We start from the raw sequence: 17,792 nt of genomic DNA on the forward strand, positions 1-17,792 counted from the left end.
CCGCGAGCTGCCATCCACGCAAGGCGTCACGCGTCGATCGGCGGCATCGGCCCTTGCCCGCGGATCCACGACCAGTTCGCGAGCTCGGCCATTTCCTTGTCACCGCGGCTGTCGCCGTACGCGAACAGCTGCCGCGGCGGATGCTCGCCCCACCACGCGCGCAGCCGCACGACCTTCTGCGGCCCCCAGCAGTTTTCACCGTCGAGCCGGCCGGCAAACGTGCCGCGCTCGAACGCGAGCCGCGTCGCGAGCACCGCATCGAAGCCGGCCGTCTTCGCCCACTTCTCCAGGTACAGCGACGGCGACGCGCTCACCAGCACGACTTCGTGCCCGCGTGCCCGGTGCTCGCGAATGCGTTCGAGCATTTCCGGACGCACGAGGCCCGGCAGGTCCGTCGCGACGAAGCGGCACGCGGCCGCCTCCAGCGCGTCCTCGCGCACGGGCCCGAACGCGAACGACGCGAACTTCGCTTTCGCGTCGCCGCGCGACAGCAGCCCGGCCTTCATCGCGACGATCCACGGCAGTGCACGGAGCCCGGCCCATGCGAAGCGCGGCGTGCCGACCGCATAGCGGACGAAATGGCGGAAGCTGTCGGTCGTCGTGATGGTGCCGTCGAAATCGAATGCGGCAACGATGCGGTCGGTCATGAAAATCAGTCGGGAAGTCGTTCGGAAGCCCCCGAAGATAACAGAGACTTCGCCGCGCGCGCCGATCCGCCGCGCGTCACCGCAACCCGGACCGCTGCTGCCCCGGCAGATACCCGCCGAACCCGGACAGGCTCGGCGCGCTGGCCGCCGCATCGGACGCGGCCTGCGCGGCGGCCGGCGCCGCATCGCCGGCCGGCATGGCCAGGCCCGGCGCGAGGTAAAGGAACTTCCACTTCGCGTAGGTCTCTTCGCCGTCGAAATCCGCGTATTGCCGCGGAAAGCCCGCACGCTTGACGGTGGCCCGGTCGACGCTGCTGTAGACGCCGTAGAAGCGGTCGGCTCGCCACAGGAACATCCAGTCGGCCCGGCCGGTCAGCGGGTCCGGATACGCGCGCCGCAGATGATGCATCGGCTTCGGGAAGCGGGTGTCGTCCACCAGATCGTCGACGCTCGCCGGGTACGCGCGGGCCAGGCCGTAGTAGCGCACGATCGCCCTGCGGTACTGGTCGCCGGCGAACAGCAGCTGCTTCTCGTCTTCGCGGCGCCGTTGCAGCGCCCAGACGTCCAGCGCGCCGGCCAGCGCGATCGACATCAGCATCAGCGCGAGCAGCAGCGCGAGCAGCACGAGCCCGCGCTGACGCGCGGCATGCGCCCGGCACGCGGCCCGGCCGGCCGCGCTCATCGCGCCGCTCCCGCCGCGTGCGGCGGCTCGCCCTGCGCGCTGCTCGCGGGCGCCACGTCGTAGACCCCCGGCTTGGTCTCGTCCGGCGATGCGATCACCGCCCATTTGTCGTCGCCGTTCACGGGATCGACCGGGACCACGCGCAGGTAATGCCTCGCGACCAGTTCGTCGAGCGTCTCGGGATACTGGCCGTTGTCGCCGAAGTACTGGTCGATCGCGTTGCGCATCACCGCGATGTTCTGCTGCCGGACCTGCTCCTTGCCGCGTTCGATGCTGTGCAGGTAGCGCGGCACCGCCAGCGTCAGGAGCAGGCCGATGATGGCCATCACGACCACGATTTCGATCAGCGTGAAGCCGTGCGATCCGTGCATGCGAGCGGGTTTCATGATGGGTGCACCGTCACCATTGTCTGTACGGGATGCCGTTGATGCCGACGCGCGCAGATTTCGACGTCACGTCGAACACGTCCTTGCCGGCCGCGTCGGTTCCGGACAATGCGCCGGACGATTCGCCGGACGCCCCGCCGGCCGCCTGATCCGGCGGCTGGCCGTAGGCGCGCACGTTCCAGGTCTCCTCGGCCGGCGTATCCGGGTCGCCGGTGAAGAACGGATCGCGCGGCACGCGGCGCAGGAACATCAGCAGGCCGCCCTTCGGGTCCCGCGCGTCCTTCACGCCCGTCACGAGCACGCCCAGCGACGGCGGATAGCCGGACGCCTCCGCGTCCTTTTCGATCTTCCCCGCGTCGCTCGCGTCCTTGTACGCGTCGAGCGCGGTGCGGATCTCGCGCAACGCGGCGCTCAGCTCCTTCTCCTTCTGCCGCTGCACGACCAGCTCGGAAAACGGCATGATCGCGAGCGCGAGGATGCCCACGAGCGCGAGCGTGATCACCATCTCGATCAGCGTGAAGCCGCGCCGGGCGTGACGCCCCGTGCCGTTCCGGGTGGCCACGGCTCAGTTCCCGTTCTGGATCGGATGCAGCGGGTTTTCGTTCGGGATGTCGCCCGCCGGCATCTGCAGCGTCGACGGCGGCGGCGCGGCGGCGGCCGGCGCCGCGGCTGGCGCCGGGGGTGCCGACGGTGCCGACGGTGCCGCAGGCGCCGGCGGCGCGACCGGCGTCACGGTGGCGCCCGGGGCCGGTTCCGCTTCGTTGCCCGCCGGCTCGGCCGCCTGCGCCGCGCCCTGCGCGGGCTCCGCCGCCTTCGCGGGCGCCGTCGCCGGCGCGGGCTGCTGTCGCGAGAAGCGCCCGCCGTACGGCTCCGGCGGCGGCGTCGTGCGCGGTGCGGCCGGCATCTGCCCGAACGCGCCGGTCTCCGGCGACGGCAGCGCGCGGGTCGCCGCCGCGCCCAACGCCGAAGCCGCGCTCGCGCCCGACGTGCCGCCGCCGACGCTGCCGGGCACCGGCCGCGCCTTGGGCCGCGCGGCCGGCTCCGCGGGCGCTTCCGCGTTCAGCGCCACGGGATCGAGCCGCAGCTCGTCGGCGTGCACGTTGACGTCGGTGCCCGACCACACTTCCTGCGTGTCCGCGTCCGCCGCGACCTGCGGCCGGACGATGTGCGGTGTGATCTGCAGCACGATCTCGGTCTTCTTGTGATCGCCTTCGTGATCCGAGAACAGGCGGCCGAGCAGCGGCAACTGCCCGAGCCCCGGCACCTTGTTCGCGTTGCGGCGGTCCTCGTCCGAGATCAGCCCGCCCATGATCTGGGTTTCGCCGTCCCGCAGCCGCAGGCTCGTCGACGCGCTGCGCGTGCCGATCTGATACGCGAGCGAGCTGAGCCCCTGCGAATTGCCGCTCTGGATCGTATTGGTGATGTTGCTGACCTCGAGATTGAGCTTGATGCCGACGTCGCCGTCGCGATACACCTGCGGCTCCACCTCGAGCTTGATGCCGACGTCGAGGTACTGGATCATCTGCGTGAACGACGGGCCGCTCGTGCTCGGCGTGCTCGAGCTCGAAATCACCGGCACCTTGTCGCCGATCATGATGCGCGCCTTCTCCTTGTTGCGCGTGCGGATGCGCGGGCTCGCGAGCAGGTTCGCATCGGTGTCCGTGAGCTTGAAGTCCGCGGTGGCGGACAGGCCGCTCACGTTCAGCGCATTGACCGGCAGATGATGCAGCGCGCCCCAGGTATTCACCGTGCTCGGCGTCGACACGGTGAACGAGCTGGGCCAGTTGATGCCGAGCTGCGACATCCGCTCGTGCGACACTTCCAGCACCTCGACTTCGAGCATCACCTCCGGCTCCGGCAAGTCCTGCGCGGCGATCATCTCGTCGGCCACCTTGATCATGTCCGGCGTGCCGCGAATCGTCACGGTGTTCGCGCGCTCGTCGATCACGACTTCCTTCACTTTCAGCAGGCTCTTCAGCAGCGACTGGATCTGCTTCGCGTCGACGTTCGACAACTGGAACGTGCGCACCTTGAGCTCCTGGTATTCGAGCTCCTTCGCCGGCGTCGCCGGGTAGATGAACAGCGTGTTCGCGTTCATCTGCTTCTTGTCGAGCTGGTTCTGCAACAGGATCATGTCGACCGTGTCCTGCAGCGACGCGTTCTGCACGAAGATCGTCGTCTTCAGGTCGGCCCGCACGTCGCGATCGAAGATCACGTTCAGTCCGGACGTGCGCGACAGCGCCTCGAATACCATCCGCACGTTCGCGTCGCGGAACTGCAGCGACACCGGCGTGCGCATGATCGACGAAGCGGCGAGCTTGTCGTCGCGTTCCGCGTGCTGCTGCCGGCGCTTTTCGTCGAGCTCGCGCTGCATCCGCAGCGCCATCGCATTGGCCGGGTTCTCGACCAGCACGCGATGCACGCGATCGGCCGCCTGCGCATACGAGCCGCGCTTCATCATCCGGTCGGCTTCCTGCAGGATCGCCAGGTGCTTGCGGTCCTGCTCGATCATCGTGCCGATCCTGCGCGCACGCTCGCTGCGCGGATCGAGCTCGGTCGCCATGTAAACGGAGCGGGACGCGGCGTCGAACTGGTTGTCCTGGCGAAGCCGGTCGGCGTTGTCGAGGAGTTCGTTGATTTCGGCGTCGCGGTCGTGCATCGCGTCGATCTTCACCTGCGCGTTGGTCGGATCGTCGTGGAGGTTCGGCACGTGCGCGCAACCGCCGCATGCGAGCACCGCCGCGGCGATCGCCAGCGCGCGTTTCGTCGCGATCCGGCTCGCCGGCGCGCAACGGGAATCGAACGGGGTGACAGGCGCGACGCATGTCGATGAACCGCTGTTCCCGTCGCGGCGCGCCCCCCGTGTGCGTGAGGTTTTCATCACTTTGCCTCCACTGGAATGGACACCACCTGCGTCTGGTTCAGCGGCAGATAGGTCAGCACCACGTTCGACGCCGACACGGAGTCGACACGGTACTGGCCATCGATCACGTCGCCGGGCGACACGATCAGCAACTGATCGCCGTTGCTGAGAAACACCTGCGGCTTGTCCGCCTTTGCATCGAGTTCGCCGACGTAGGTGAACGGCACCGGGGGTGCCGTCGGCGGCGCCGGGCGCGCGGTGGGCAGCGGCGCCTCGACGGGCGGCGGCGGCAGCCACGACGATGCGGTGAACGGATCGTTCGCCGATTCGACGGACACCGGCGCGCGCAACGCGGCGAGTTTCTCCCGCGGCGTCGCCGCCGGCGTGGGCGCGTCGACCTGTGCGCCCGACGCCGCAGACGCCGCGGACGCCGCTTGCGCGATTGCTCGAGACGGCGGCGCGCGATGCCCGGCAACCGGCCGCGCGGGCGCGCCATCGCGGTGCAGGCGGTCGAACGCCGCGCGCGGCGACGGCGCCGGCGACGCCGCGACCAGCATCCGATACCCGACGACGCCGGCGACGATGCAGCACACCGCCAGCGCGATGCGCATGACGGCGGCGGGTTTCACGGCGAGCGGCTTCATGGCTGCGCGCTCCGGTAGACGAGCTCGAAACGCACGCGCGCGTCGAGCACGTTGCCGTTCACGGCGGGGCGCGCGACGTGGATTTCCTGCAGCGCTGCATTCGGCACGTTGTTGAGCACCCGCGCGACGAACTGACGGATCGCGCCGTACTGATCCTTGACGGGCAGCAGCACCTGATAGCGCGCGAAGCGCGCGCCCGAGTCGGTCGTCACCTGATACTCGGCGGCCCCGAGCGTCAGGTGGCTGTCGCGCGCCTGCGCGAAGATCGCGGCGATGTCGTCCGCGCTCTGCGAAAAGCGCGGAAACAGGTCGGGCAGCGCGTCGAGCGCGACCGCTTCCGCCGCCGCGTGGCGCTCGCCCGCCGGATGGCTGCGCGCCGCCCGCGCGAGCCCCGCCGGGTCCCGCATCGCGCGCGTATCGGCTTCCACGTTCGCGACGGCCGCGTACAGGACGGCCGCCGCGCCGAGCATCAGCACGCCGGCGAGCCCCGGCAGGCCGAACGCGCGCCGCAGTTCGTAGCGCACCGTGAGCAGCGCGTCGCGCAACCGGGCCGCGTTCATGATTTCCTCCACACGGCCGTGACCTGGAAACGCACCGGCTTGCCCGGCACGTTGTCCTCGATCACGTGTCCGTTGAGCACCGCTTCGCGCAGCAGCACGCTCGCCTGCAGATACTTCAGGTAGACGACCATCGCGTCGAGGTTCTTCGCCTCGGCGGTGATGCGGATCTGGCTCTGCGCCGGGTTCTGGTCGATGCCGATCAGCGCGACGTCGTGATCCGGATAATCCTCGACGATCGAAAAGAGGTCCTGCCACGGCACCGTCAGTTCGCGCAGGATCGCCTGGCCCTGCTTCTCCGCGAGCTTCGCCGCCGGGGTCGGCGGCGGCTTCGCGACGTGCCGCTGCGCGAACGTCCGATGGCGGACGGCCTCCACCGCCGCCTGCGCGCGATCGTTTTCCGCATACGCGTGCCACAGCCGCGCGCCGCACGCGATCAGCAGCACGGCGGCGACGGCCAGCAGGATCATGCCGCCCGGCGCGGCGCGCGCACGGCGCCGGCCGAAATCGATGTCGACGAGCGGAATCATTGCGCCACCTCCATCAGCCGGCGCGCGAGCGACCCGTCGAGGGCCGGCTGCGGCGGGCGGATCGCCGCCGCGAAACGTTCGGCGAACGGCGCTGGGTCCATGTCGATGCCGCACAGGTAGATCCGGCAGTCCTCGCGCCTCAGGCCCGCCCGCGTCGCCGAACGCTCGAACAGTTGCCCGGCGAGTTCGGCGAGCCGCGACGCGTCGCCCGCATCGCCCGCGAACAGGCGCTGCGCGTCGTAGGCGGCCCAGCCGCCGCGCTCGATCATCACCGCCTGCATCAGCTCGCCCGCGACGAACAGCAGCAGCGCATCGCCTTCGCACCCCGCCGCGATCCGGTTCAGCAACTGCGGAAGACACGCCCGCAGGCTGCGGATGCGAATCGCGCCGGCGGCGCACGCTTCGTGCATGCCGTCGTGCAGCGCGCGCGGCATCGCGCTCACGAACAGCGCACGGCCGCCGTGCTGCACGCACAGGCGCACGACCAGCGCATCGCCGTCGATCCCGCAGGTGTCCGAGAAATGCGCGCGCGCGACGGCGTCGAGCTCGCGCGCGCGCAACGTGCGGAAGTCGCCGCGCAGGATCGCGTGGTTGCACCAGAAATCGTCGAGCACGACGTATGCACTGCGTATCATCGGCGCCGCGGCCGGCGCCGCCTCGCCCTGCTGCCCGGCGCCGGGCAGGGAGCCGAGCGCCACGCGCAGCGCGTCGAGCACGCCCGGCTCGGTGCCGAACTGCGCATCGGGAATCGCGACGCTGACCGGCTCGGCGGCCGGCGCCCGCTTGCGCAGGTACCACCGTCCGCGCGTGCGGGCGCCGACGACGACCTCGCGCGCGCCGACGCCGATCGCAACCGGACTATTCAACCATCGTGACACGGTTGATCTCCTCGAGTGTCGTTTCGCCGCGCCTGACCAGCTCGATCGCCGCCGTGCGCAGCGTCGTCATCCCGCCGCGCAGCGCCGCCGCCTTGATGTGCCCGAGCGGCGCGCGCTCCGACAGCAGCTGCCGCAGCTCGTCGTTCATGCGCAATGCCTCCGCGATCGCACGCCGCCCGCGATAGCCGCTGCCGCGGCACATCGCGCAGCCCGCGCCGCGGCGAAACAGGTAGCTGCCGGCCGCGTCCGGGTCGATGCCGGAGCGCGCGAGCGCGTCCGCGTCGACCGTGTCCTCGGCCAGGCAATCCGGGCAGCACTGGCGCAACAGCCGCTGCGCGATCACGCCGTTGAGCGCGGACACGAAGCTGTACGGATCGACCTCCATGTTGGTGAAGCGGCCGATCACGTCGAACACGTTGTTCGCATGCACGGTCGTGAACACCTGGTGCCCGGTCAGCGCGGCCTGCACGGCGATCTGCGCGGTTTCGGGATCGCGGATCTCGCCGACCATGATCTTGTCCGGGTCGTGCCGCAGGATCGAGCGCAGCCCGCGTGCGAACGTCAGGCCCTTCGCTTCGTTCACAGGAATCTGCAGGATTTCGCCGAGCTGGTATTCGACCGGGTCCTCGATCGTCACGATCTTCTCGAGGCCGTTGTTGATCTCGGTGAGAATCGCGTAGAGCGTCGTGGTCTTGCCGCTGCCGGTCGGCCCCGTGACGAGCAGCATCCCGTACGGCATCGACGCGATTGCGCGCATGAAGCGCGTGTCGGCCGGCTGAAAGCCGAGCGCCTCGAGCGTCAGGCCGCCCGCGGCCTGCGACAGCTGGTAGCGGTCGAGAATCCGCAGCACCGCGTCCTCGCCGAACTGGTTCGGCATGATCGACACGCGGAAATCGATCTCGCGCCCCGCGTACAGCGCCTTGAAGCGCCCGTCCTGCGGCACGCGGCGCTCCGCGATATCCAGCTCGGAAATCACCTTCACGCGCGACAGCACCTGGTCCGCGACGTCGCGCCCGTCGATGCGGCCGACCACGGTGAGCACGCCGTCGACGCGGCACTTGATCATCAGCCCGTTCGCGCGGCATTCGAGGTGGATGTCGCTCGCCAGCATCTTGAGCGCATCGTAGATCGTCGAGTTGAGCAGCCGCACCACCGGGCTGTCGTCGCTGCTGATGCCCTGCAGCGTCAGCGCGAGCGACGCCGGATCGGCGGTGCGCTGGATCGGATCGTCGAACGCGAGCGAGTCCATCGCGCGCACGTCCTTCTCGCGCACGGTCAGGTACGCGTTGAGGTCGCCCGCGCTCGCGAGCGCCCAGCCGTACGGCACCGCCGGCCGCGCGCGCATCCGGTGCTCGACCCAGCCGCGGGTGCGCGCATCGAGCGGATCGGCGACGGCGAACAGCAGCGCGTTGCCGTTGTCCGGGTGGCGGAAGCACACGCACAGCCGCGCCGTCGCGTCGACGAACGGCACCACGTCGAAATCCGGTTCGAGCCGGCTCAGCTCGCGCATGCCGATCGGCTTCATCCGGAATTGCGCGGCGAGCTGCGTGCGCAGCTCGTCCGCGCCGAGCGACGTGCGCGCCATCAGCTCCTCGAGCGCGCGAATGCCGGAACCGTGCCGCTCGGCGAGCGCGCGCAGCGTGTCGCGCAGGTCGGCGCCCGCGTCGGGGAGTGCTTCCGATGGTGTGGTGACGGTATCCACGTGCGTGCCCCAAGCGGTCTACTGAATGCTCGACGCGATCTCGAAGATCGGCAGGTACATCAGCACGACGATCCCGCCGATGACCACGCCGATCACGATCATCATCGCGGGCTCGATCAGCCGCGAGATCAGGTCGATCGTGCGCGCGACCTGCGCTTCCTGGAACGCGGCGATCCGGTCGAGCACGCGGCCGAGGCCGCCGGTTTTCTCGGCCACCGTCAGCAGCCGGTACGCGATCGCGTTCGCGAGGCCGGCCTGCTGGAATGCGTCGGAAATCCGGGCGCCGTTGCGCACCTGCTGCAGCGCGAGCGCGAGCGCGGCCCGGTCCGCGCCGCCGACCAGGCCGCGCGCGAGGTCGAACGCGCGCACGGCGGGAATGCCGCCGTCGACCAGCATCGCCGTCGTGCGATAGAACTGCGACTGGCGAAACACGCGGAAGTGCTGCCCGATGCCGGGCAGCGCCAGCAGGCGATCGGCGATCCAGATCCGCAGCGCCGGCCGGCGCAACGCGAGGGCCGTCGCCACGGCCAGCACCGCGAGGCCGATGCCCAGCCCGGCGCCGTGCGCGTGCACCATGCCGCCCCACGCCATCAGCAGGCGCGACATCAGCGGCAGTTCGCGCCCGCTGTGTTCGAGCAGCGTCGCGAACCGGGGCACGACGAAGCCGAGCAGGAACAGCACGACGGCCGCGCCGACGAACAGCAGGACCGTCGGATAGATCGCCGCCGACACCACGCGCGCGCGCAGCTCGTGGAGCGTCGCGCTGTTGCGCGAATAGCGCGTCAGGCTGCCGGCGAGCCCGCCGGTCTGCTCGCTCGCCTTCACGCACGCGACCAGCACCGGCGGGAAGACGTCGCTCGCATGCTCGAGCGCCGCGGACAGCGACTGCCCCTCTTCCAGTTGCCGCAGCAGGTCGCGATACACCTGCGCGGACGCCTCGCGCCGCTCGTTGCCGCCGAGCGTGCGCAGCGCGTCGACGACGCCGACGCCCGCGTCGAGCAGCGCCGCGAGCTCGCGCGCGAACAGCTCGACGTTCAAGCGCGCGCCCGGCATGCCGAGCCGGTTCGCGCCGCGCCGCTGCCGCCGCGCGTCCGCGCTCACCGACACGACGCGAAAGCCGCGCGAGCGCGCGAGCGCGCTCGCGCTCGCCGGCGAATCGCTGTCGACGCGAAGCGTCTGGACCGAGCCACTCGTATCGAAGACACGCAGCACGAACTTCACGTCGACTCTCCTTGCCAGAGCCCGCTCACGGCAGGCGCGAGCACCGCGCCTGCCCCCTACCACGACGAGATCGTCACGTTCTCGCCGGTGCCGCCGCCGCGCCCGTCCTTGCCGAGCGAGAACAGGTCGTAGTCGCCATGCTCGCCGGGCGAACGATACTGGTACGGCCGATCCCACGGGTCCACCGGCACGGCCTTCTGCAGATACGGGCCGCTCCACCGCTGCGCGTTCTGCGGCTTGTTCACGAGCGCGTCGAGACCTTCCTCGGTCGTCGGATAGGTGCCGACGTCGAGCCGGTACTGATCGAGGGCCTGGCCGAGCGACACGATCTGCGCGCGCGCGATCTTCACGTTCGACTTGCCGACCTGTTCGAAATACCGTGGCGCGACGAGACCCGCGAGCAAGCCGATGATGACCATCACGACGAGCAGTTCGAGCAGCGTGAAGCCGCGGCTTGCGCACGCGCGGCAAAGCGGCGCGGCGCCGAGCCGCACGTGCCCCGGCACGCCGGGCTGGATCGAGGACGATTCGTCGCGCACGGCTGCCTCCCTGTAGCGACCCGCCGCTTCAGCAGCGCTGAAGCCCTTGAATGCATTCTTGTTCAGGTCGATACGGGCCAGAAGTAGGGAGTGCCGTCCATCGGCATGGGTAAAGCCCCCCCAGTTGCTCCACCCGTTTTTTGGCGGGTTTTCACACCCGGTCGTCGTCGCTCAGCGCGAGCACGCCGATGTCGATCGCGAAGTGGACGAGGCCGGCGAGGTTCGCGATGCCGAGCTTGCGCATCAGGTTCGCGCGATGCTTTTCCACCGTCTTCGGGCTGAGCTTCAGGCACTCGCCGACCTGCCGGCTCGTATGACCTTCGACGACGAGCCGCAGCACCATGCGTTCGCGGCCGGTCAACGCATTCCACAGCCGCGCCTTGTGCGCCGACTCGTCGCGCAAGCCCTGCGCGCATGCGCGGGATCGATACGCGTCGAGACTGACCACGCACTTGCCCTGCATCACGAAACGCATCTCGCGGACCAGATCGGCGAACGACGCATCCTTGACCACGTAGGCGGCCGCCCCGGCGGCGAACGACTCCTGCACGTGACCTTCGCTGCGGTGAACGGTGAGCACGATGATGCGCGCATGCGGCGCATCGCGCCTGATCGCCGCGATCGCCTCGAAGCCGCTGCCGCCCGGCATCGACAGGTCCATCAGGATCAGGTCGGGCTGCGTGAGCGCGGCGAGGCGGCAGGCCTCGTATCCGCCGCTCGCCTCGCCCACGATGCAGTAGTCGTCCAGCTCGGAAACCATGCGGCACAGGCCGACGCGCAACAGATGCTGGTCCTCGACCACCAGCACGCGAGTCTTCTTGTCCAATTTCGTCGCTCCTTGCCGGACGCGCGCGGCTAGTCCGACGCGACGACGTCGCGATAGGCCGCGAGCAGTTCCGACGGCGTCGCGAAGCCGTCGATGCGCATCCATTGCCTGCCTGGCGCGGCGCGCAGGAATGCCACCGGTGCGTGATTCATCTTGTCGCCGCGGTACACGTTGAACGCGCGCTGCGCGGCGATGCTCGCGTCGACCGTGCCGGTGTAGTGCTGCCACTCGGGGCCGGCCCCGAATCTCGCCGCATAGGCCCGCAGCCGCGCGGGCGTGTCCTCTTCCGGGTCGATCGAGATCGACACGATGTGCACCTTGTCGAGGTCGCTGCCGAGCTCGCCCTGCAGCCGCTCGAGCGTCTGGCTGATCATCGGGCAGATGGTCGTGCAACTGGTGTAGATGAACGTCAGGATCACCGGCCGGCCGTCGTTCAGCTCGTCGACTAGCGACACGGTCTTGCCGTCGTCCCGCACGAGTTCCACCGGCGGCAATGCATAGTCGGCCATCGAGTGCGTCGTGCCGGGCGCGACAGCGTGATGCATGTGCATGTCCGCGCTTCCGGCAGTGCTTTCCGCAGCGCTTTCGGTGGCGCCTTCGGCAGCGTTCCCGACGGCGTTGTCGATCGCGCTTTCGGCGGCTTCGCCGGCCGCCTTTCCGCCGGTGTTCGCCGGAGCCGCGTCGGGCGCCTGCTCGGCCGGCGTCTCCATCATGCTCCCGGCATCGTTCTCGTTGGCGCTGCCGGCAGCGTTCCGTTGAGCATCCTCGGCCGCGTCGCGGGTCGCATTCTCGGTCGCATTCGCGGCGGCGCTCGGCGCCGCGCTCTCGGTCGCGCTCTCGGTCGCGCTCTCGGTCGCGCTTCCGGCCGCGCTTCCGGCCGCGTTCTCCATGACGCTTCCGGCGACGCTCTCTTCAGGCGCGCCCCACGCCGCAGCCGCGGCAAGCGCGGCGCCCGCGAGCAAGAATGCGCCCGCCGTCGATTTCGCAGTCCCTTTCATATCCGTCTCCCTGGCGATAAGCGAGGCCGCGAAGGCTTCTCCACCTCGCCAGTGCAGTGTCCGGAATCTGTCCGCAACGGTCATTGGATGACGCCCCCCAAAGGCCGGTAGGGTAAGTCCGCTTGGTGGATTACCCGTCGTCCGCAGCCGGGATGCCCCCCACGCCGCGCACCCGCATTCACCCGATTGCTGGATGCGCCGGTCGCGGCCTAGAATCACAGCGAAATTGCGGTTTCCTGATAACGCAGCATCGGGAGCTCTCATGCGTGAACGCCAGCCCGAAGGACCGCAGATCAGGCTGCTCGACCTGATCGACGCGATGCGCAAGCTTCGCAGCGCGGTCCGTCCAGGCGATCGCGGCGCGGGCATCGTCACCGATGCGCGCGGGGCGGCGCTTGCCATTCTCACGCCCGACGGCGTCTTCGTCTGCGTGAATCGCAGCGCCGCGGCGCTGCTCGGCTACTCGAACGACGATCTCGTCGGCAAGCATCTCGCCGACCTCGCGCCCGACGACACCCATGCCGAATTGACGGACGAATTGTCGACGAGCGCCCGCAGCCCGTTTCACTCGTTCAGCGCGACGCTCTGCGGGCGCACCGGCCATCCCGTGCCGCTCCTGCTGCATCAGCAGCCGCTCCCCGCCGGGGACGCGGGCGCCGGCATGCTGCTGACGCTGTTCGAGGAACCGCTGAGCTTCGAGATGAAGCCGCACGGCCCGTCCGAATCGCTCGACGCAAATGCGCGCGCTTGCCAGACCTGGTTGATGCTGGGTCAGCAGAAGGAGCGCCACCGGCTGAGCTCGGAACTGCATGACGGCATCGGCCAGGCCTTGACGCTCGTCAAGCTGATGAACGAGGACGCGCTCATGCGCCTGCGCCGCGGCGACATCGACGAGGCCGCGAGCCTGCTCGACGCCACGGTTCAGCGCATCCGCGAGACGATCGGCGACGTGCGGCAGATATGCGGGGAACTGCGGCCGCTGATGCTCGACCAGCTCGGCCTGCCCGCGGCATTGGCTTCGTTGTGCCGGCGCATCGAGCGCGACACGGAAACGCTATCGGTCACGTTCAATTGCGACGTCGACGACGACGACGTGCCCGAGCATCTGAAAGCGGACATGTTCCGGGTCGCGCAGGAGGCGCTCAACAACATCGTCAAGCACGCGCAAGCCAGCGAAATCTCGCTCGGCCTGCAGCACGTCGCGGGCGGCCTGCTGCTGACGATCCAGGACGACGGCGTCGGCTACGAGCACCGCCCGCTGGCGACGGAAGACGCGCGCATGACCGGGCTCGGCCTGATCGGCATGCAGTACCGCGTCGAGTCGCACGGCGGCACGTTCTCGATCCGGTCGTCGGCCACGAGCGGCACGCTCGTCTCGGCGACCTGGATGCTGTGACGCGACGCGCGCCTGGCGCGCAGCCGTGCCGCTCAGCCGTCCGCCTCGCCGAGCGGATATTCGCGCAACGGCGCCCTCGCATCGGCGTCGCCCGCCTGACTGCCGTGGCCGGTCGAGTGAGCGGGCACGTCGTTCGCGTTGGGCTCCGCGCACTTCGCCGCCAGCGACGTCAGCAGCCCCATGTTCATCGCGACGAGCACCAGCTCCGTCAGGTTCGCGATATGGAGCTTGTGCATCATGCTGGCGCGATACTTCTCGATCGTCTTCGGACTCAGGTTCAGGTACTGGCCGACCTGCCGGTTGGTGCGCCCTTCGGCGATCAGCTTCAGCACGCTGCGCTCGCGCGCGGTCAGGATGTCCCAGGCCGTCTTCGGCGCGGGCATTTCGCGGCCGGTCACGAACGAATCGACCATGTACCCGTACACGTCCGCGCTCAGGTGCTTCTTGCCCTGCATGACCGTGCGCATCGCCAGCAGCAGCTCGTCGAACGACACGTCCTTGAGCACGTAGCCGTCGACGCCCGCACGCAGCGCTTCCCGCACATACTCCTCGCTCTGGTGCACCGTCAGCGCAACGATGCGCACCTGCGGCGAGCGCCGCTTGATCGTTGCACTGGCATCGATGCCGTTCATCCCGCGCATCGACAGATCGATCAGCATCAGGTCCGGGGCAAGCGCGAGCGCCTGCTGGCACGCCTCCTTGCCGTCCCTCGCCTCGCCGACCACCTCGTAATCGCCTTGCGCGCACAGCATCGAGCGCAGGCCGCTTCTCAGCAGATCATGGTCTTCTGCAATTACCACGCGACATTTGGTGTTCACGTCTTCCACTCCCGGTTGCCCCCCTACCCGGTCGCTGCGGAACGTTCGATATGGCCATGTCGTATCCGCAGGGCCGGCAACGCTAGCTGGGTATCGTTCTCAGTCCTGATTTATCCATGCACTTGCCTCCGCAACCGACTGTCATGTCGCTCGATTGAGCAAGGTTCGCGCCACGGCCCGGCCTGCCAGCCCCAGCCGGGGCCCGGGCGCGGTACGGCCGCCCGTAAACGACCGGGGTTCGTCCGGTGTGTTTCAGGAATGAATCCTTTTGGGGCCTTTCTCCGGATTAGTGCGACTACGGATAGCGGAATTACCACTCGTTTTTCGCGACCGGCGAAAATGATTGAATCGCGACAACATAAAAGCCGGAATAAACCGGATGGCGCACCGCAAGAATCGTAATCGGCGCCGCTCGATTTTCATTACCGCCTATTACCGATGTAACAATCTTGCACAACCCGTCACGTCCGGCGATACGTGCATCGAAGTGTAGGGAGGCGCCCCATTGCAGCACGGATTTTTCGTACACCACAATTCAGGTGCAGGAGATCCGGAAGATGCACCACTGCCTTTCATCCCGCCTGGGAAACGCCATCGTCGCCGCATGCGTGGGGCTCGGCGCCGCATGGCCGTGCGGCGCATGCGCGGAGATATTCGGTGAGGTCACGAGCAGCGGCGTCATCGTGTTGACGAACGAGCCCGGCAAGGCCGGCCTGAAGGTGATCGTCGCGGGCCCGCCGGCCGCCGGGCCGGACGCGCCGCGCGCGTCGTCGAAACCGGCCGACGGCGCCGTGCTGTCGCGGTTCGCGGACGTGATCGAGGAAGCGAGCCATGCGTTTCGCGTTCGCCCCGAGCTCCTGCGCGCGGTGATCGACGTCGAGTCCGGCTACAACCCGAAGGCGGTGTCGGACAAGGGCGCGCTCGGACTCATGCAGTTGATGCCCGACACCGCGCGACGCTTTTCGCGCGGAGACATGCTCAATCCGCGCGAGAACGTGCTGGCCGGCGCGCAATACCTGAGATTCCTGCTCGACCTGTTCAAGGAGAACGTCGAGCTCACGCTGGCCGCATACAACGCCGGAGAGAGCGCGGTGATCCGCGCCGGCTATCGCATCCCGGCGTTTGCGCAGACGCGCCTTTACGTGCCGCGCGTGCTCGCGCGCTACAAGCAGCTGCTGGCCGCGAACTAGCCGATGCGCGGTGCGGACGCCGTGCGAACGGTAGCATCACCCCGTTCAGCCGCTCAAGGAAACGCGGGAATGGTCGGGTCCTCGCCCTCGAGGTGCGCCTCCGCGTGGTGAAGCTTGATCAGGTCTTCGATTTCATGCACGCGGTCCTTCGCGACGTCGATCATCATCAGCAGCTCGCCGCGCTCGATCCCTTCCTCGAACCGCTTCAGGCGCGTATTCGGCACGTCGACGCCGATCATCGACGCCGCCCATGCGCCGAAGCCGGCGCCGGACAACGTGATCGTCACCACGGCGCCGCCGGCGATCGGCAGGCCCGCCGGCGGAAAGGCCAGGGCGAGCAGCGCCATCACCATCCCGGTCGCACAGCCGACGGCCGTGCCGCGCGCCAGCGACGGCAGCAGGTCGCTGCGCTGCGCCAGCGTCGCCGTCGGCAAGCCGTCAAGCACGGTGTGGCGGTTTGCAACGACATGGATGTGCCGCCACTCGACCCGTTGCAGCAGGAGCTCGTTCACGATCAGATGCGCGCACTGCGGCGTCGGCAACAGAAAATAGATGCGTCTCACGGCTCCTCCCCCTACCTTGCGTCACGCATGCACGGATGCACCCGATGACATTCTCGTCCGGCGCGCCGCCCGCTTGAAGTGGGAACACTCGCCGACATGCATGGGTAGAACACGGTAGACGGCGCCATGCGCGCCGCGTCAAAGCTGCCCGTAGCTGTGGAGCCCCGACAGGAACAGGTTGACCCCGAGGAACGCGAACGTCGTGACGATCAGCCCCGTCAGCGCCCACCACGCGGCGGCCGTGCCGCGCAGCCCCTTCATCAGCCGCATGTGCAGCCACGCCGCGTAGTTCAGCCACACGATCAGCGCCCAGGTCTCCTTCGGGTCCCAGCTCCAGTAGCCGCCCCACGCCTCGGCCGCCCACAGCGCGCCCAGGATCGTCGCGATCGTGAAGAACGCGAAGCCGACCGCGATCGACTTGTACATCACGTCGTCGAGCACCTCGAGCGTCGGCAGGCGATCCGCGAGCACGCCGCGCTCCTTCATCAGGTACGCCACCGACACCATCGCCGACAGCGCGAAGCTGCCGTAGCCGATGAAGTTCGCGGGCACGTGGATCTTCATCCACCAGCTCTGCAGCGCCGGCACGAGCGGCTGGATCTGCTGCGCATCGCGCGCGACCGAGTACCACATCAGGAAGCCCACCGCCGCGCTGATCACCAGCAGCACGAACGCGCCGAGCGAGCGCGTGCCGTAGTGGCCTTCGTAATACAGGTAGAGCAGCGCGGTGATCAGGCTGAACAGCACGAACACTTCATACAGGTTCGACACCGGAATGTGCCCGACGTCCGCACCGATCAGGTAGGACTCGTACCAGCGCACCATCAGGCCGGTGAAGCCCATCAGCACGGCGACCCACGTGAGCTTCTGGCCGATCGCGGCGGCGGACGCCGAACGCGCGAGCAGGCCGATCCAGTAGAACACCGTCGCGAGCACGAACAGCGCGCTCATCCACAGGATCGCCGACTGGCTCGACAGGAAGTACTTGAGGAGGAACGCCGAATCGGCGCGCGCGAGATCGCCCTGGTAGATCTGGATCGACAGCAGCGCCAGCACGGCGATCGACGCCATCATCAGCCGCGCGGGCTTCCAGCGCCAACCGAGCGTGACGAGCGCCGGCACGGTGCCGATCATCACCGCCTTGTCGTAGTAATCCATGTGCGCGTTGTAGTGCACGAGCGCATAGCCCGCGCCCACCACGAGCGCCAGTGCGAACAGCCAGTCGACGATGTCGAGACGCAGCAGGAACGGGCGCGCGCCGTGTGGCGCAAGCAGCGGTTCGGCAGCCAGTCGCCGCTGCCGCGGCTGGCGGACCAGCGCCGCGCCGCCGCGAGAGGAGTGCATGATCTTCA

Annotated in this window: 20 protein-coding genes; 2 read left to right on the top strand and 18 right to left on the bottom strand. The window is 68.9% G+C overall.

Annotated features, from left to right (window positions below; genetic code table 11):
- Window positions 1-26 precede the first annotated feature (26 nt).
- The 14 genes from WT26_RS15190 to WT26_RS35780 all read right to left on the bottom strand — a co-directional run bounded on the left by WT26_RS15190 (window position 27) and on the right by WT26_RS35780 (window position 12,185).
- Window positions 27-647 carry an HAD family hydrolase gene (locus WT26_RS15190; protein WP_069273195.1) on the bottom strand — a complete coding sequence of 207 codons (621 nt, stop codon included), beginning with the start codon at window positions 645-647 and terminating at the stop codon, window positions 27-29.
- Between the two features lie 76 nt (window positions 648-723).
- Window positions 724-1,329 (bottom strand): type II secretion system protein, encoded by a 606-nt coding sequence (locus WT26_RS15195; RefSeq protein ID WP_059957757.1) that lies wholly within the window; start codon window positions 1,327-1,329, stop codon window positions 724-726.
- Window positions 1,326-1,715: a type II secretion system protein gene (locus WT26_RS15200; protein WP_042584438.1), complete on the bottom strand. Its 390-nt coding sequence runs from the start codon at window positions 1,713-1,715 to the stop codon at window positions 1,326-1,328. Before WT26_RS15200 ends, WT26_RS15195 begins: the two co-directional genes overlap by 4 nt.
- Window positions 1,716-1,728: 13 nt before the next feature.
- Window positions 1,729-2,220, bottom strand: a complete 492-nt coding sequence (locus tag WT26_RS15205; protein WP_069270716.1) for a type II secretion system protein — start codon at window positions 2,218-2,220, stop codon at window positions 1,729-1,731.
- Window positions 2,221-2,280: 60 nt separating this feature from the next.
- On the bottom strand, window positions 2,281-4,596 hold the full coding sequence (locus WT26_RS15210; protein ID WP_069270399.1) for a type IV pilus secretin PilQ: 2,316 nt from the start codon (window positions 4,594-4,596) through the stop codon (window positions 2,281-2,283).
- Window positions 4,596-5,222, bottom strand: a complete 627-nt coding sequence (locus WT26_RS15215; protein WP_069270400.1) for a hypothetical protein — start codon at window positions 5,220-5,222, stop codon at window positions 4,596-4,598. Before WT26_RS15215 ends, WT26_RS15210 begins: the two co-directional genes overlap by 1 nt.
- Complete coding sequence (locus WT26_RS15220; protein WP_042584441.1) at window positions 5,219-5,782, bottom strand: hypothetical protein; 564 nt, start codon at window positions 5,780-5,782, stop codon at window positions 5,219-5,221. The genes WT26_RS15215 and WT26_RS15220 overlap by 4 nt, the downstream gene beginning before the upstream one ends.
- Window positions 5,779-6,309 (bottom strand): membrane protein, encoded by a 531-nt coding sequence (locus tag WT26_RS15225; RefSeq protein WP_045567460.1) that lies wholly within the window; start codon window positions 6,307-6,309, stop codon window positions 5,779-5,781. The genes WT26_RS15220 and WT26_RS15225 overlap by 4 nt, the downstream gene beginning before the upstream one ends.
- Window positions 6,306-7,187 carry a hypothetical protein gene (locus tag WT26_RS15230; protein WP_069270401.1) on the bottom strand — a complete coding sequence of 294 codons (882 nt, stop codon included), beginning with the start codon at window positions 7,185-7,187 and terminating at the stop codon, window positions 6,306-6,308. The genes WT26_RS15225 and WT26_RS15230 overlap by 4 nt, the downstream gene beginning before the upstream one ends.
- Window positions 7,168-8,889 carry a GspE/PulE family protein gene (locus tag WT26_RS15235; protein WP_059879295.1) on the bottom strand — a complete coding sequence of 574 codons (1,722 nt, stop codon included), beginning with the start codon at window positions 8,887-8,889 and terminating at the stop codon, window positions 7,168-7,170. Before WT26_RS15235 ends, WT26_RS15230 begins: the two co-directional genes overlap by 20 nt.
- 18 nt (window positions 8,890-8,907) lie before the next feature.
- A complete protein-coding gene (locus WT26_RS15240) occupies window positions 8,908-10,110 on the bottom strand; it encodes a type II secretion system F family protein (RefSeq protein WP_059715754.1) in 1,203 nt (400 codons plus the stop codon).
- Window positions 10,111-10,166: 56 nt separating this feature from the next.
- Window positions 10,167-10,616: a type II secretion system major pseudopilin GspG gene (gene gspG / locus WT26_RS15245; RefSeq protein ID WP_059588556.1), complete on the bottom strand. Its 450-nt coding sequence runs from the start codon at window positions 10,614-10,616 to the stop codon at window positions 10,167-10,169.
- A 184-nt stretch (window positions 10,617-10,800) separates the two neighbouring features.
- Window positions 10,801-11,475 carry a response regulator gene (locus WT26_RS15250; RefSeq protein WP_230461576.1) on the bottom strand — a complete coding sequence of 225 codons (675 nt, stop codon included), beginning with the start codon at window positions 11,473-11,475 and terminating at the stop codon, window positions 10,801-10,803.
- Between the two features lie 29 nt (window positions 11,476-11,504).
- Window positions 11,505-12,185 carry an SCO family protein gene (locus WT26_RS35780; protein WP_418220259.1) on the bottom strand — a complete coding sequence of 227 codons (681 nt, stop codon included), beginning with the start codon at window positions 12,183-12,185 and terminating at the stop codon, window positions 11,505-11,507.
- A gap of 550 nt (window positions 12,186-12,735) precedes the next feature.
- On the opposite strand from WT26_RS35780, the gene WT26_RS15260 reads away from it, so the two are divergent.
- On the top strand, window positions 12,736-13,869 hold the full coding sequence (locus tag WT26_RS15260) for a histidine kinase (RefSeq protein ID WP_069270403.1): 1,134 nt from the start codon (window positions 12,736-12,738) through the stop codon (window positions 13,867-13,869).
- Between the two features lie 32 nt (window positions 13,870-13,901).
- On the opposite strand, the gene WT26_RS15265 is transcribed toward WT26_RS15260, so the two are convergent.
- Window positions 13,902-14,687, bottom strand: coding sequence for a response regulator (locus WT26_RS15265; RefSeq protein WP_230380777.1), 786 nt, complete (start codon window positions 14,685-14,687; stop codon window positions 13,902-13,904).
- A gap of 310 nt (window positions 14,688-14,997) precedes the next feature.
- On the bottom strand, window positions 14,998-15,216 hold the full coding sequence (locus WT26_RS37335) for a hypothetical protein (RefSeq protein ID WP_155774657.1): 219 nt from the start codon (window positions 15,214-15,216) through the stop codon (window positions 14,998-15,000).
- A gap of 28 nt (window positions 15,217-15,244) precedes the next feature.
- On the opposite strand from WT26_RS37335, the gene WT26_RS15270 reads away from it, so the two are divergent.
- Window positions 15,245-15,877 carry a lytic transglycosylase domain-containing protein gene (locus WT26_RS15270; RefSeq protein ID WP_069270717.1) on the top strand — a complete coding sequence of 211 codons (633 nt, stop codon included), beginning with the start codon at window positions 15,245-15,247 and terminating at the stop codon, window positions 15,875-15,877.
- 53 nt (window positions 15,878-15,930) lie between these two features.
- Here the strand turns inward: WT26_RS15270 and WT26_RS15275 are convergent, their stop codons facing one another.
- Together WT26_RS15275 and ccsB are read right to left on the bottom strand one after the other, a co-directional pair.
- Window positions 15,931-16,440, bottom strand: coding sequence for a hypothetical protein (locus tag WT26_RS15275; RefSeq protein ID WP_042584448.1), 510 nt, complete (start codon window positions 16,438-16,440; stop codon window positions 15,931-15,933).
- 138 nt (window positions 16,441-16,578) lie between these two features.
- Window positions 16,579-17,784 (bottom strand): c-type cytochrome biogenesis protein CcsB, encoded by a 1,206-nt coding sequence (gene ccsB / locus WT26_RS15280; RefSeq protein ID WP_155774658.1) that lies wholly within the window; start codon window positions 17,782-17,784, stop codon window positions 16,579-16,581.
- Window positions 17,785-17,792 lie beyond the last annotated feature (8 nt).

It is taken from the genome of Burkholderia cepacia, assembly GCF_001718835.1.
Lineage (GTDB): Bacteria > Pseudomonadota > Gammaproteobacteria > Burkholderiales > Burkholderiaceae > Burkholderia > Burkholderia cepacia_F.

What these genes read in the sequence shown, in the direction of transcription:
- WT26_RS15190 (WP_069273195.1), bottom strand. Translation starts at nt 647, where the DNA reads ATGACCGACCGCATCGTTGCCGCATTCGATTTCGACGGCACCATCACG.
- WT26_RS15195 (WP_059957757.1), bottom strand. Translation starts at nt 1,329, where the DNA reads ATGAGCGCGGCCGGCCGGGCCGCGTGCCGGGCGCATGCCGCGCGTCAG.
- WT26_RS15200 (WP_042584438.1), bottom strand. Translation starts at nt 1,715, where the DNA reads ATGAAACCCGCTCGCATGCACGGATCGCACGGCTTCACGCTGATCGAA.
- WT26_RS15205 (WP_069270716.1), bottom strand. Translation starts at nt 2,220, where the DNA reads ATGGTGATCACGCTCGCGCTCGTGGGCATCCTCGCGCTCGCGATCATG.
- WT26_RS15210 (WP_069270399.1), bottom strand. Translation starts at nt 4,596, where the DNA reads ATGAAAACCTCACGCACACGGGGGGCGCGCCGCGACGGGAACAGCGGT.
- WT26_RS15215 (WP_069270400.1), bottom strand. Translation starts at nt 5,222, where the DNA reads ATGAAGCCGCTCGCCGTGAAACCCGCCGCCGTCATGCGCATCGCGCTG.
- WT26_RS15220 (WP_042584441.1), bottom strand. Translation starts at nt 5,782, where the DNA reads ATGAACGCGGCCCGGTTGCGCGACGCGCTGCTCACGGTGCGCTACGAA.
- WT26_RS15225 (WP_045567460.1), bottom strand. Translation starts at nt 6,309, where the DNA reads ATGATTCCGCTCGTCGACATCGATTTCGGCCGGCGCCGTGCGCGCGCC.
- WT26_RS35780 (WP_418220259.1), bottom strand. Translation starts at nt 12,185, where the DNA reads ATGGAGACGCCGGCCGAGCAGGCGCCCGACGCGGCTCCGGCGAACACC.
- WT26_RS15260 (WP_069270403.1), top strand. Translation starts at nt 12,736, where the DNA reads ATGCGTGAACGCCAGCCCGAAGGACCGCAGATCAGGCTGCTCGACCTG.
- WT26_RS15270 (WP_069270717.1), top strand. Translation starts at nt 15,245, where the DNA reads ATGCACCACTGCCTTTCATCCCGCCTGGGAAACGCCATCGTCGCCGCA.
- ccsB (WP_155774658.1), bottom strand. Translation starts at nt 17,784, where the DNA reads ATGCACTCCTCTCGCGGCGGCGCGGCGCTGGTCCGCCAGCCGCGGCAG.